The following is a 12,948-nucleotide window of genomic DNA, read 5'->3' on the forward strand; positions in this document are numbered from 1 at the left end:
CCGGCGGCAGTAGCCTCCCCTGGGTGACCAAGACCTACGCCCCCCGCCGGCAGCGCCCGAATGGGCCGACCGCCCGGGCGGCGGCACCGGTGCAGCGGGAGGACGACCTCGCCAACTTGGTCGGCCGCACCGAGCACCACGGTGGCCCACGGGAGGTCCTCGCGCTCCAGCAGACCGCCGGCAACGGCGCGGTGCAGCGGCTGCTCGCCTCGAGCACGACGGTGCAGCGAGACGACCTCGAGGAGCGCCTGGCGCGGCGTGCGGCGGGGGTCTTCTCCGGCAAGTCGGCGGTGGTCGCCGGAGTCGGTGGCGCAGGAGCGGCGATCGCCGCGCCGGGCGCGGCGATCGGTGGCGCACAGGGACTCGGCGACGTGATGTCGGGCGGTGCGAGCACGAGCCTCGGCTCGACGACTGCGGTCAGCGAAGCGGGCGGCGCCTTCGGCGCGGCGACCGGGGGCCTCGGCACGATCGCCGGTGCCGGCCTCATCGGCTACGGCCTCTACAAGCGCCACAAGGCCGGGAAAGACAAGGCGATGCGCCGACTCGGCGCGCGCACCGCCCGCGGTGGCGGCTGGCTGCTCGCCGGCGGGGCGGCGGGAACGGCGCTCGGGGGCCTCGAGATCGCGGCGAAGACCGGCGCGGCGGGGGCGGCGCTCGCGCCCGCGGCCTTCGGCCTCATGGTCGCGGGCGGGGCGATCACCGCCGGCAAGGGGCTGTGGAAGCTCGGGAAGTCGCTGAAGCGGCTGAGCGACCTCGGCGACGTCTCCCCGACGACCGAAGAGGGCCGCATGTGGCTCGCCAAGGCGAAGGACCGCGCGAAGACCAAGGCGGGGGTCGCCGGCTTCAAGACCGTCCTTGGCGGCCTTGGCATCGCCGCCGGCGCGCTGCTGCTCGCGAGCAACCCGATCGGCTGGGCGATCGGAATCGGCGCCGCCCTCATCGGCGGCATCGCCGCCCTCGCGAGCATGCGCAACAAGGCCAAGCAGGTCGGCCAGGACGCCGAGAACAAGAAGGGCATCTCCGACGCGCAGAAGAAGGAGATCGCCGAGGCGAGGAAGAAGCCCGAGGCGAAGCTGCAGGCGGCGAAGAACCCGGCCGAGAAGAAGAAGGCCCAGGAGGAGCTGGCCAAGGCGACGGCCGCAGCGCACAGCAACCTGCAGGTCGGGATGGCGATGCGCTCTGCGGCGCTCGCGAGCGAGAACGCCGAGGCCGCCGGAGAAGCGGCGAGGCTCGGCCGCAGGCAGGGTGAGACCGAGGCCCCCTTCCGCAGGGGCACCAACGCCTTCCGGCTCAGCAACCGCGACACGAGCGTCCCGACGATGAAGGACTTCCAGGCCTTCGACGCCCTGCAGGTCGCGTCGGGAATGAACATCAGCGCCGAGGAGCTGCGCTCGGCGAGCGGTGCCAAGCTCGTCCAGGAGAAGCTCGCGGCCGCCGACGCCTCCTGAGGTGGGCGGGCCGCACGACTTCCTCCTCCACTCGCTGCGGGACGCGCTCGACGAGCTCGACGCCGCAGTCACGCTCCGCCTCGGCGAAGGGGGCCTGCCCGACCAGCTCTACGTCGAGCTCGAGCCGGACGCGAAGGGGAGGGTGCTCCACGCGCAGGCGATGTTCCTCCCCGGGCCGCTCGAGGTCCCGATCCTCCAGACCTACGTCGGCCTTCCCTACCCCGTCGCCCTCGACTCGCTCGGGGCGCTGCTTCGCTTCCTCAACCTCGCCAACGCCAACAGCCCGATCGGCGAGTTCGGCTACCTCGAAACGGCCAACCTCCTCTACTACCGCTACAACGCGGCGGTGCGCGTCGACCCCTTCGACGTCGATCTCGCCGAGACCGCGATCGCGATGGCGAGCTACCTCGCGGCGGTGATCGGCCCGATCATCGAGGAGGTCGCCACCCGCGGCGCCTACGACGAGGCGGCCGAGGCCCTCTCGGCGGTGATCGCCCAGGCCGGCGAGGACCTCGCCGGCTGACCGGCCGGCCACCCCGCCACCCCGCCACCCGGCCACTCGGCCACTCGGCCACCTCGCCGGTACCGATGGCATCGAAACCCCCGGCTGCGGACGACGCAATTTCCGACGTGGGTGCGGAAAGCCGAGCTTTCGTCGCCCACTCTCGGCGCGGCACCGAGGCGCAGTATCGGACGGCGCGCGGCTGCCCGCGGGGAGCGGTTTCGTGCCCGGAGAAATGCCGATGATTGCGAGCACGCGGCCCGAAGTTGCTCGGCCCGGCGAGCCCATCGGCTCCCTTTCCCGTGCGCCGTTGCGCGCAATGGGAGGTCGCAACTCGCACCGTCCTGCGTTGCGACAGCGGGGCGGCGACGAAACCGCCGTCCGCCGCTTCCGCCGTCCCCAACCTCCGCGGTCCGTTCCTCGCGAGAGCGATTGTGCGCCGCCGATTTCCCCCGCCCGAACTGCGCTCTTATCACTCTGACCCCGGCACTGCGGCGGTCGCCGTCGTGAAGTCGCAGCCGTGCTCGGAAGGAAATCGGGCGCCCGTGATAGCGAGAAATTGTCCCCGCCGCGGTCGGTCTCGAAGTGGGTGAATCGCCGCTCCGACTGCGTTCCGCTACGGAGCGTGGCCGCACGGCTTCCGGGGGTCACCAGGAGGGTGAACTTTCGCACAATTGACCACCGCGACGGATGCGAGCGGTTAGAGTCCCTTGCCCGATCGGGCGCGCCTGCGCCTCGAGACGGCAAGCGCAAGCAATTGGCGGACCGCCGGCCCGCCTCTGTCGGAGGAGATACCAGGGTGCGCATCGCGCACCGACGAAAGGGAAACGGTGATACACGAGATCAAGTCGTCAGTCGACGTCGGCAGCGACACCGAAGCACCCGCACCGCTCAGCATCTTCGAGGAACGTGAGTCCAATGTCCGTTCCTACTCCCGGTCCTTCCCGACCACCTTCTCCTCCGCGCGCGGTGCGCTCCTGTATGACGTGCGGGGTGCGTGTTTCCTCGACTTCCTGTCGGGCGCCGGGGCGCTGAACTACGGCCACAACCACCCGACGATCAAGGCGGCGATCCTCAACTACCTCGCCGACGACGGCATCACCCACGGCCTCGACCTCGAGACGGCGGCCAAAGGTACCTTCCTGCACGAGTTCACCGAGCGGATCCTCGAGCCCCGCGGCCTCCCCCACCGCATCCAGTTCCCCGGCCCGACCGGCACGAACGCCGTCGAGGCGGCGTTCAAGATCGCCCGCAAGGCGACCGGGCGGCGCGGCGTCTTCTCCTTCATGGGCGGCTTCCACGGCCACTCCCTCGGGAGCCTCGCAGCGACCTCCAACCGCCAGCACCGCGAGGCGGCGGGCATCTCGCTCGACGGCGTGACCTTCCTGCCCTTCCCCTTCGGCGCGATGGCCCAGATCGACACGCTCGCCTACCTGCGCGCGGTGCTCAACGACACCCACTCCGGGATCGACCTCCCGGCCGCGGTGATCGTCGAGACAGTGCAGGCCGAGGGCGGCGTCGCGATCGCCCCCGTCGACTGGCTGCAGGGGCTGCGCGAGATCTGCGACGACTACGGGATCGTCCTCATCGTCGACGAGATCCAGACCGGCTGCGGCCGCACCGGGCCCTTCTTCTCCTTCGAGCGGGCCGGGATCGTCCCCGACATCATCACCGTCTCGAAGTCGATCAGTGGCTACGGGCTGCCGATGGCCATCACGATGATGCGCCCCGAGCTCGACGTGCTGCAGCCCGGCGACCACACCGGGACCTTCCGCGGCTACCAGCTCGCCTTCGTCGCCGCTGTCGCCGCCCTCGGAGTGTTCGAGAAGGAGGAGATCGAGGCGACGACCGCCGCGAACTCCGCCCTCACCGCCCAGCTCCTCGAGCTTGAGGTGCTGGCGCTCGACCCGCGGATCGAGGCCCGCGGCCTCGGCATGATCTGGGGTGTCGAGACCGCGGCGATCGACCCGACGGGCAAGCTCGCCGCAGCGATCGCGCGCAAGAGCTTCGACAACGGGCTGATCATCGAGCGCGTCGGACGCAACGACACCGCGCTCAAGATCCTGCCGCCACTCAACATCGAGGCCGAGCAGCTGGCCGAGGGGATCCACATCCTCGCCGACGCGACGAGGTCGTCGCTCGAGCGTTGAGCTCTCCCCCCGCCGGCGAGCCACCGCTCGCCCGGCACCTCCGGGAGGTCCGAGAAGGAGAGCGGGCCTCGTTCCACATGCCCGGGCACAAAGGCGCGAAGGGCGCGCCCCCCGCCGGCCGGGCGCTCCTCGGCGACGTCGCCTACGACGCCGACGTCAGCGAGATGGGGGGCTTCGACTACCTCCACCACCCCGAGGGCGCCCTCCTCGAGTCGACGGCGCGCGCCGCCCGCCTCTTCGGCGCGGCGCGCAGCTGGTTCCTCGTCAACGGTGCGACCGTCGGCAACCTGGCGGCGATCTGCGCGACGGTGGGCGAGGGCGACACCCTCCTGCTGGCGCGGGGCTCGCACCGCTCGGCGTACGCGGCGCTCGCCCTCTCCGGGGCCCGCCCGCTCTACCTGCCGCCCGTCGCCCACCCCGCGATCGACGGTCTCTTCGGTGTCGACCCGGCGGCCGTCGGGCGCGCCCTCGACGCGCACCCCGAGATCCGAGCCGTGCACGTCACGAGCCCGAGCTACCACGGACTGTGCGTCGACCTCGCCGCCGTCGCGCGCCTCGCGCACGACGCCGGGGTGCCGCTCATCGTTGACGAGGCGCACGGCAGCCACTTCGTCGCCCACCCCGGGCTCCCCGCTCCCGCGCTCTCCCTCGGCGCCGACCTCGTGGTGCACAGCCCGCACAAGACCCTCGGCTCGCTCACCCAGTCCTCGCTCCTGCACCATCAGGGCGAGCTCGTCGACGCCGAACGGGTCGACGGCCTGCTGCAGATGCTGCAGTCCTCCTCCCCGTCTGCGCTGCTCCTCGTCTCGCTCGACGTCGCGGTCGCCGAGCTCGCGGCGACGGGCACCGCCCGCTGGGCGCGCGCCCTCTCCCTCGCCGGCACGGTGCGCGCCGCCGCCGGGCGCTATGCGCCTCTCTGCTGCTACGGCGAGGAGCTGCGCGGCGTCGGCGGGATCGCCGACTACGACCCCAGCAAGCTGGTGATCGACGTCGTCGGCCTCGGCTGGTCGGCTCCCGAGGCGGCGGCCTACCTCGCCGGCGAATGGCGGATCCGCCCCGAGTTCAGCGACCTGCGGCGGATGGTCTTCTCGCTCACCGCCGCCGACGACGACGAGAGCGCGGCGCTGCTCGTCGACGCGCTCGCCGACCTCGCCGCGGCCGGCGGGGTCGCAGTGCCAGGCGAGGGCCCCGTCTCGCGCTGGCCCGGCGAGGTGCCCGAGATGCGGCGCACCCCGCGCGAGGCCTCGATGGCTCCCGCCGCCGGCTCGCTCTCCCTCCCCCGCGACGAGGCGCTCGGCCGGGTGGCCGCGGAGATGGTCGTCCCGTACCCGCCCGGCATCCCCCTCCTCGTGCCGGGCGAGGTGGTGTCCGCGGCGGTGCTGGAGAGTATCGAGCAGCTCCTCGCCGCGGGCTGCCGGATCGTCGGGATGGCCGACGCCGAGGGGGCGATGCTGCGCTGCCTCGCGGACTGAGGGTCCCTCAGTCCCGTGTCGGCAACACCGGTCGCGTCGCGACCTTGTCGAGGAAGCGCTCGAGGAGCTCGGCACAGCGGGCGCTTGCGGCGGCCTCGACGGCCGCCGTCTCGGCGAGGAGCGCCTCGACATCGACGCCGAGGGCGGCGAGCTTGGCCCGGTCGAGGTGCACCCATTCGCTGACGATCTCCGCGTCGACCTCGGGGTGGAACTGCACCGCGAGCGTGCGGCCGTGCACGAAGGCCTGCGGCGCCGCCTCGCTGCGGGCGACGAGCGGCACGCCCGGTGGCGCGCTGAAGCGGTCGTAGTGGAGCTCGAACCAGGGGCCGGGGGCGACGAGCGACGGCTCGTCGCTCTCGATCCGTTGCCAGCCGATCTCCGCGACGGGGGCAGGGGTGACCCGTCCTCCGAGCATCCCCGCGACGAGTTGCGCTCCGTAACAGACGGCGAGCAGCGGAAGGCCGCGCCGCTCGGCGCTCGCGACGAGTCCCTGCTCGCGCGCGACCACGGCGCGGTGTGCCGGGTCGTGCACCGCGCGCTCCGAGCCGAGGAGGACGAGGAGGTCGGCGGCGGCGAGAGGGTCTCCTCCCGCGGCGAGCTCGTCGCGGAAGAACATCGTGAGCTCAGCGCCGCGAGCCCGCAGGTGCTCGCCGACGAAGCCCGTCTTGGAGTCACCCTCGTCGGCGACGACGCTCACCCGCACCGTGACCTCCCGCCCTGTCGGGAACGAGAGCGTACCGGTGCCCGCCCGGCGCGCTCATCCGGGGCTGAAGCGCAGCTCGCTCGCGAACTGGATGACCTGTGCGAGGGCGACCTTCTTCCCCGTCACCTGGACGAAGTAGCCGTCCGCCTCGAACATCGCCTCGGTGACCGCCCCCTGGGCGTGCGGAGAGTAGAGGATCACCCGGCCACCTCACCGGTGGTGCGAGAAGTTCGGCGAGGACAAGAAGGAGGGCCAGTAGGCCGGGGGGTAGCCGGAGGTCCGGGCGCTGAGGAGGGTGATCGCCGCGCCGTTGGCGCTCCGCCACGCGATGAGGAACGACTCGTCGACCACGTCCGCTGCTTCGTCGTTGTTCGCCGTGCGCCGCAGCGCGTAGCCCACGAGCCGGCGGTAGTTCTCCCGGTAGAGAAGGCGGAAGCGCTCGACCTCAGCCTCGCTGCGCACCTCGCCCGGCTCCGGCGGTGCCCCGCGGGGCGGGCTCACGCCTCCCGGCTCATCGGCGGGGAGGGCCGTGGCGAGCCGCGGCGCCAATGACTGCACATCCACACATGTCCGTCGGCGTCCCTCGCGTTACGGCCACGGGCACTCATACGCGGCTGGCGAGCGGAGAGCGCGGACCCCCGCCGCACCGCCGGGGAAGTCAGCTCGCCTTCTCCACCTCGGAGCTCGTCGCCACCTGGACCTGGTCCCGGCCCGAGTTCTTCGCCCGGTACAGGGCGCGGTCGGCCGCCTGCAGCAGCCCCTCGGAGTAGGTGGCGACGGTCGGGTAGCAGGCGACCCCGGCCGAGGCGGTCTGCTTCCACTCCGGAGGAAGCGCGTCGGCACACGCCGCGGGGGTGGAGTCGATGATCCGCTGGGCGAGCGCCTCGCCGGCCCGCTGGTCGAGACCGGGGCAGACGATGAGGAACTCCTCGCCGCCGATTCGGTTGACGGTGTCGTAGGCGCGCACCATCTGCTGCAGGTGGGCGGCGAAGCGGGTAAGGACCTTGTCGCCCACGTCGTGGCCGTGGGTGTCGTTCACCTTCTTGAAGTGGTCGAGGTCGAGATAGACGACGCCCACGCGGTCGTCGGTCTGCTCGGCCAGGCCGATCGCCGCCGCGAGGGAGCGCAGCGCCCGCCGGCGGTTGCCGATCCCGGTGAGCGGGTCGGTCTCCGCCTGGTCGCGCAGCTGCTGACGCTCCTCGGCCTTGCCGAGGGCGACCGAGATGAGGTGGACGATCTCGCCGAGAGTGTCGTTGTCGCCCGGCTGGTTCGTGGTCGCCCAGCGGATCGCCACGCCGACGGAGCCGCCCGGCACGCCGATGTGCTCGGGGGGCTCGAGCGGAGAGGCGCCCGCGGTCAGCGAGACCGCGCCGCCAATCGCCAGGTGGGCGATCTCGAGGCGGGCGCCGAGCGCGTTCGGCAACGAGGCGAGGGCACTCACCAGCTGGGTCAGGTCCTCGGTCGTCGGTTGGTCCGACAGCAGTTCGACGAGGTGGATCGTCTGCGCGATGGCCGCCTGGCGGCGGAGGCGCTCCGCCTCGACGAGCGCTCCGAGGCTGGAGGAGACCTGCTCCGCGATCTGGCGGATGAACTCCGGCGGGGAGAGGTGCTCGACCTCCGGCACGACGACGAGCTCGCCCGCCGGCTCGTCGTCGAAGAGGAGCTGCTGACGGCAACCCTCGGGGACCTCCGCGAGCTCCTGGCCGTAATAGGTGGAGATCGGCGGGACGTCGCTCACGGTGATCGCCACCCAGCACGCGCGGCTCGGGACGAACTGGGTGATGATCCCGACGACGAGCCCCGCGTAGGAAGCGAGGTCGATGCGCAGCCCCGGAAGCTTCGCGAGGTCGAGGAGACACTCGGTCTGGGCGAGGCGCGCGAGGAGGCGAGACTCCTCGGAGCTGCGGAACTCCTGGAGCTGACGGGCCTGGCCGCGCCCGATCGTGCGGATGTCGCTCATCACCTGGCCTCGAGGAAGGTGCGGATGCCCTGGATCTCCGAGCGCGTCCGGCTGAGCAGCGTCGGTCGCAGCGCCGGCGAGAGTCCGAGGTCGCGGAGCACGTCCTCGAGACGCAGGACGTTCTCGCCACGCCGCACCGGCTCGACCCGCTCGGCGAGCGCCTCACCGAGGATCACCGCCTGTGCGAGCGGGCTCGCGCCGGAGACCGAGCAATGGTGCGTGGCGACGGCGTCGACGAAGCTCGTCGGGAAGTGCCAGAGGCCGAGGGCGTCGGCACCCGCTTCGGCGTGGCTCACCCCGAAGGCCTCCCGCTCGGCATCGCCGAGGGTGCGGGTGCCGCGGTTCGCACTGATGTCGACGTAACGCGCCGGGTCGGCGCGGTGCAGCAGGGCGCTCCCGATGTCGTGCAGCAACCCGGCGCTGAAGGACTCGTTCTGGGCGACCCCGAGTACCTCGGCGGCGACCGAGGCGGCCGCGCCGACGGTAACCGAGTGCGCCCAGTAGTCCACGGGGCCGAGGTCGACCTCCTCTGAGAGCAGGCACGACGCTGCGGCGGCGGCGATCGCCCGCACCGCTGAGAAGCCGAGCAGGATCACGGCGCGCGCCGCCGAGTTCACACCGCTGCGCACGCCGGTGGCAGGAGAGTTGGCGAGCCTCATCACCCGCGCCGCGAGCACGGGGTCCATCTCGACCAGCCGCGCGAGTTGCGCGGGAGAGGCGTCCGGGTCGTCGACGAGGCGGAGGATGAGCATCGCCGCGAACGGCTGTGCCGGCATGTTCGTGAGCTGGGCCGCGACGTCAATACGTGCCATCGGGACCTCCCTCCGGCGGGAGGGTGAGCGCGGCCCGTCGGTCGAGCCGTCGGCTCGACTCGACCTGCAGCGCAGCGCTCTCCAACCGGCCTTCCTTATGTCTTTGGTGCTGTTGCACCCGAGGTACCTATCGGCACGATCCGGCAAATGGTTGAGCCTGCTGGGCCCCTCGAGTCCGCCGCTTTCGCCCGATCCTTCGATGGCCTAAGCTCTTTCGGGGCGGTGCCCGTCGGGGGCCTCAGGGGGGATCGGCGCGATGGCGACTCTGGTCGGAGTACTGCACACCTCGCACGGCGGCTTCACGACGATCCCTCCCGACCGCTGGAACGGGCGCCGCGAGCAGCGCACCTACCGCGCCGACGTCCCGGTCGAGAGCCAGGAGGAGATGGACGAGAAGTGGGCGCGCAGCGAGCGCGCCAAGGGCGTCCTTCGCGACAAGCTCGCCGAGCTCCGTCCCGACGTGCTCGTCATCTTCGGCGACGACCAGGCCGAGTGCTTCGACTTCAACAACTTCCCCGGCCTCGCGGTCTACCTCGGCTCGACGATGCACGGGCGTGGCACGACCGCTCCCGGCCACCCGTCGCTCGCGCAGGCCGTGCTCACCGGCCTACTCGGACGGGGATTCGACCCCGCCTTCATGATGGACCTGCCGAAGGACCCGCCGGGGATGGCGCACGCGATCATGACGCCGGTCAAGTTCTTCACCGACGGCGAGATCCCGACGGTCCCCGTCCTCGTGAACGCCTACTTCGCCCCCCAGCTGACAGGCGAGCGCTGCCTCGCGGTCGGGCGAGCAGTGCGCGAGATCGTCGAGGAGTACCCCGAGGACCTGCGCGTCGTGGCGATCGGCTCGGGGGGGCTCTGGCACACCCCCGGCCAGGCGAACTCGTGGCTCAACGAAGATTTCGACCGGACCGGCCTCGCCTACCTCGAGAAGGGCGACATCGGGTCGTGGGTCACGCACTTCGACTCGTACCTCGCCCCCGGAGATGACACCAGCCAGGACTGGGTGCACGTCCGCCGTGGCGTGACCGGCCTGCCGACCCCCGGCGGCCCGCAGGGCGGCTCACGAGAGACCCTCTGCTGGATCTCGGCGGCGGCGATGGCCGAAGGGCGGCCCACGACCGTCGTCGACTACATCCCGATCTACGCCTCCCCGGTGGGCAGCGCCTTCGCCTACTGCGACGACCTCTAGCACTCACTACGCCCGCGGGCGACAGAGCACCCGAACGAACGAGCACCCGAACGAGGAGGAACCATGGCCAAGCGACAGTCCATCCACATCGAGGGGATGTCCCACAGCGTCCCGATCCCGAACGCGGCGCGGGTCGGCAACCTCCTCATGACGGGCACGATCTCGGGGCGCAACCTCACAACCGGGGAGGTTCCCGAGGATCCGGGCGAGGCGATCAGGGAGCTGTTCGCGAACGCGGAGCGGATCCTCGACGCCGCCGGCGGCTCCTTCGGCGACGTCGTGAAGATGACTTTCTACGTGAAGGACCGCGCGATCCGCGGCGCCCTCGACGCGGTCTGGATCTCGGTCTTTCCCGACGAGCGCGACCGCCCCGCGCGCCACGTGATCGGCGACCCCGACGGCCCCAACCTCCAGGCCGAGCTCACCGCCTTCATCGACTAAAGGCACCGCCGCGCCGAGGAGCTACGAGCCGTAGGTCGCCTTCGGCGCGCCGCCTGCGGGCGGCTCGCCGCTCCCCGGCGTGACGGTGGTCGCGTCCTCGTCGGGAGCAGGGTTGGCGGCGATGTGGTCGGTGATCTCGCCGACGAGGCGGGTGACCTCGGCGCCCGCTGCGGCGTCGCCGTTGCGCTCGGCGTACACGGCCGCCCCGAGATCGCGGTAGAGGGCGTCGAGCTGGCGCTTGGACTGCACCTGGTCGAGCTTGGCCTGCCCCGCCTTGCCGGCGTCCTGGGCCATCTGCGCCACCTGGGCGGCCTGCGCCTTGATCTTGTCGAACAGCGGCATCTCGGCTCCTCTCGCGTGTTCGCGCCGAGCCTACGGCTGATCGGTGGCGGTCGCGATCGCCGTCGCGAGGGCCGCTGCCTCGAGGTCGAGGCGGGTGCTGAAGCCCCCGAGGATCAGCCGCTCGGCGCGCGGCCCGACGAGCGGGACGCCGACGACGAGGTCGCCCTCCAGGCGACGGAGCGCCCCATCGGCGGTCTCCTCCAGGCGGAACCCGCCCTCTGCGTGCAGGCGCTCCGGCTGTCGCTCGAGGCTGACCTGCAGGCTGGCGCGGCCCCGCGGCCGGTCGACGGTCACTTCCTGCAGCCAGAGCAGCTCGCCACCACCGAGGAGGGCCGCCGCGATCGGGTCGAGGTGGCCGGTGAAGGTGTAACGGAGCGCGAGCGAACCCCGCTCGCCGTCGTCGCGCGCGGAGACGACCTCGGGGAGTGACAGGTCGGGGAGCGCGAGGGTCCGATAGAAGTCCGGGTCGATCATCGCCCCGAGGACCTGCGTGGGGCCGGCGGGGAAGCGGTGCTCGAAAGCGAAGCGCACAAGACGATGCTCGCGCGTCGATTGCCGAGAGGGACTCTCCACGAGGCGGTCGATAGGCTTCGGGCGCGTCATGCTGTCCCGGAGGCGAGCCCTCGGGTATGCGCGCCACGGGACCTCACGGGGAAGGCGAAGAAACAGATGACACGGATCGATGCCGATGCGCACGTCGACGAGACCGAGGACACCTGGACATTCTTGGAGGGGGCTGACGAGCGCTTCCGGCCGGTCACGCTGCCTGCCGACAACGGGAGGGACCAGCAGTGGGTGGCCGACGGCATGTCGCTGCGGCGCCCAGTGCGCAATTACGACCGCACCGGCGTCAGCCGCGAGACGAGCCAGCTCCTCGACGTCCCGGCGCGCCTCCGCCACCTCGACGAACTGCGCATCGACACCCAGGTGCTCTTCCCTACCGCGTGGATCCGGAGCCGCTTCGAAGGCCACGAAGATCTGGAAGTGGCCCTCACCCGCTCCTACAACCGCTGGCTCGCCACCCGCACCGAGGAGTCCGGGGGCCGCCTTCGCTGGGCGGCCCTCCTGCCCCTCCGCTCGATGGGCGAAGCCGTGAAGGAGCTGCACTGGGCGAAGGAGCACGGCGCGGTCGGCGTCTTCAAGAAGGGCTTCGAGTGCGGCAAGCGCGCGAGCGACGACTACTTCCTGCCGCTCTACGACGCGGCCGACGAGCTCGACGTCCCGATCTGCATCCACACCGGCTCGGACGGCTCCGAGGAGTCCTCGTCGCCGACGGCGATGGACGCAGTCCAGGCCTTCAACCCGCTCGTCACCTCCGGCCTGCTTGAGCGCTACTCGACGCTGCGCTTCGGCATCATCGAGGCCGGAGCCTCCTGGATCCCTTTCCTCTTGTCGGTGCTCGCGGGGAGCGGGCGGCGCGACCACATGCAGGGGGTGACCCTTGACCACACGCTCCTTGTGGACACCGAGCTGTTCAAGCGCAACCGGATCTACGTCGCCTGCCAGAGCCACGACGACCTCCCCTACATCCTCCGCTACGGCATGGAGGACAACCTCATCGTCGGCACCGACTACACCCACGCGGACCAGTCGGCCGAACTGAAGGCGCTCGACCACATCGAGGCACGCGGCGCGGCGGGGGAGATCTCCGCCGAGGTCGCCCGCAAGATCTTGGACGACAACCCTCGGCGCTTTTACGGGCTGTAGGGAGGGCCGCGACCCGGCGCGGCACGTCCCACGCGAACACCCGCACCCCGTGCGGGGCCTTGAAAACGGAGAGGAGGTGTGACAAATGGCTGAAGAGGAAGAGGGTTCTGAGAGCGAAGACGAAGAGAGCGAGTCGAAGTGACCCGCCCCTAGTGAAGCGGGCGTCGGGGTCACCGCGAGGTGGCCACCACCGGCCGGGGCCCCGCCCCGGCCGGT

At 71.6% G+C, this 12,948-nt stretch carries 14 protein-coding genes; 7 read left to right on the forward strand and 7 right to left on the reverse strand.

The window, feature by feature from the left end; translation table 11 throughout:
* Positions 1–23 precede the first annotated feature (23 nt).
* The 4 genes from VNF07_07405 to VNF07_07420 all read left to right on the forward strand — a co-directional run bounded on the left by VNF07_07405 (position 24) and on the right by VNF07_07420 (position 5,572).
* Positions 24–1,448, forward strand: a complete 1,425-nt coding sequence (locus VNF07_07405; protein ID HVB06050.1) for a hypothetical protein — start codon at positions 24–26, stop codon at positions 1,446–1,448.
* A 1-nt stretch (position 1,449) separates the two neighbouring features.
* The gene (locus tag VNF07_07410; protein HVB06051.1) at positions 1,450–1,971 is read left to right on the forward strand and encodes a hypothetical protein; all 522 of its coding nucleotides are present in this window, start codon (positions 1,450–1,452) and stop codon (positions 1,969–1,971) included.
* A gap of 809 nt (positions 1,972–2,780) precedes the next feature.
* Positions 2,781–4,100: a diaminobutyrate--2-oxoglutarate transaminase gene (locus tag VNF07_07415; GenBank protein HVB06052.1), complete on the forward strand. Its 1,320-nt coding sequence runs from the start codon at positions 2,781–2,783 to the stop codon at positions 4,098–4,100.
* Complete coding sequence (locus tag VNF07_07420) at positions 4,097–5,572, forward strand: aminotransferase class I/II-fold pyridoxal phosphate-dependent enzyme (protein HVB06053.1); 1,476 nt, start codon at positions 4,097–4,099, stop codon at positions 5,570–5,572. Before VNF07_07415 ends, VNF07_07420 begins: the two co-directional genes overlap by 4 nt.
* 7 nt (positions 5,573–5,579) lie before the next feature.
* Here the strand turns inward: VNF07_07420 and VNF07_07425 are convergent, their stop codons facing one another.
* From VNF07_07425 to VNF07_07445, 5 genes are all read right to left on the reverse strand, one after another.
* Entirely contained in the window at positions 5,580–6,275 is a 696-nt protein-coding gene (locus tag VNF07_07425) for a hypothetical protein (protein HVB06054.1), read from the reverse strand.
* A 54-nt stretch (positions 6,276–6,329) separates the two neighbouring features.
* The gene (locus tag VNF07_07430; protein ID HVB06055.1) at positions 6,330–6,476 is read right to left on the reverse strand and encodes a hypothetical protein; all 147 of its coding nucleotides are present in this window, start codon (positions 6,474–6,476) and stop codon (positions 6,330–6,332) included.
* A 9-nt stretch (positions 6,477–6,485) separates the two neighbouring features.
* On the reverse strand, positions 6,486–6,776 hold the full coding sequence (locus tag VNF07_07435; protein HVB06056.1) for a sigma factor: 291 nt from the start codon (positions 6,774–6,776) through the stop codon (positions 6,486–6,488).
* 157 nt (positions 6,777–6,933) lie between these two features.
* Positions 6,934–8,235: a GGDEF domain-containing protein gene (locus tag VNF07_07440; GenBank protein HVB06057.1), complete on the reverse strand. Its 1,302-nt coding sequence runs from the start codon at positions 8,233–8,235 to the stop codon at positions 6,934–6,936.
* A complete protein-coding gene (locus tag VNF07_07445; protein ID HVB06058.1) occupies positions 8,235–9,047 on the reverse strand; it encodes an HDOD domain-containing protein in 813 nt (270 codons plus the stop codon). The genes VNF07_07440 and VNF07_07445 overlap by 1 nt, the downstream gene beginning before the upstream one ends.
* Positions 9,048–9,303: 256 nt before the next feature.
* Between VNF07_07445 and VNF07_07450 the strand changes: the two genes are divergently transcribed.
* Together VNF07_07450 and VNF07_07455 are read left to right on the forward strand one after the other, a co-directional pair.
* Complete coding sequence (locus VNF07_07450; protein HVB06059.1) at positions 9,304–10,242, forward strand: hypothetical protein; 939 nt, start codon at positions 9,304–9,306, stop codon at positions 10,240–10,242.
* 63 nt (positions 10,243–10,305) lie between these two features.
* The gene (locus tag VNF07_07455; GenBank protein HVB06060.1) at positions 10,306–10,683 is read left to right on the forward strand and encodes a RidA family protein; all 378 of its coding nucleotides are present in this window, start codon (positions 10,306–10,308) and stop codon (positions 10,681–10,683) included.
* Positions 10,684–10,704: 21 nt separating this feature from the next.
* On the opposite strand, the gene VNF07_07460 is transcribed toward VNF07_07455, so the two are convergent.
* Positions 10,705–11,025, reverse strand: coding sequence for a hypothetical protein (locus VNF07_07460; GenBank protein ID HVB06061.1), 321 nt, complete (start codon positions 11,023–11,025; stop codon positions 10,705–10,707).
* Between the two features lie 30 nt (positions 11,026–11,055).
* Entirely contained in the window at positions 11,056–11,556 is a 501-nt protein-coding gene (locus tag VNF07_07465) for a DUF2505 family protein (protein HVB06062.1), read from the reverse strand.
* Between the two features lie 138 nt (positions 11,557–11,694).
* Between VNF07_07465 and VNF07_07470 the strand changes: the two genes are divergently transcribed.
* Complete coding sequence (locus tag VNF07_07470) at positions 11,695–12,732, forward strand: amidohydrolase family protein (GenBank protein HVB06063.1); 1,038 nt, start codon at positions 11,695–11,697, stop codon at positions 12,730–12,732.
* The last annotated feature ends 216 nt before the right edge of the window (positions 12,733–12,948 follow it).

It is taken from the genome of Acidimicrobiales bacterium (assembly GCA_035533595.1).
In the GTDB taxonomy this organism is placed as follows: domain Bacteria; phylum Actinomycetota; class Acidimicrobiia; order Acidimicrobiales; family Bog-793; genus DATLTN01.

Excerpts from the sequence above, each read along its gene's own strand:
- VNF07_07450 (HVB06059.1), top strand. The coding sequence starts at position 9,304 with ATGGCGACTCTGGTCGGAGTACTGCACACCTCGCACGGCGGCTTCACG.
- VNF07_07440 (HVB06057.1), bottom strand. The coding sequence starts at position 8,235 with ATGAGCGACATCCGCACGATCGGGCGCGGCCAGGCCCGTCAGCTCCAG.
- VNF07_07470 (HVB06063.1), top strand. The coding sequence starts at position 11,695 with ATGACACGGATCGATGCCGATGCGCACGTCGACGAGACCGAGGACACC.
- VNF07_07460 (HVB06061.1), bottom strand. The coding sequence starts at position 11,025 with ATGCCGCTGTTCGACAAGATCAAGGCGCAGGCCGCCCAGGTGGCGCAG.
- VNF07_07455 (HVB06060.1), top strand. The coding sequence starts at position 10,306 with ATGGCCAAGCGACAGTCCATCCACATCGAGGGGATGTCCCACAGCGTC.
- VNF07_07445 (HVB06058.1), bottom strand. The coding sequence starts at position 9,047 with ATGGCACGTATTGACGTCGCGGCCCAGCTCACGAACATGCCGGCACAG.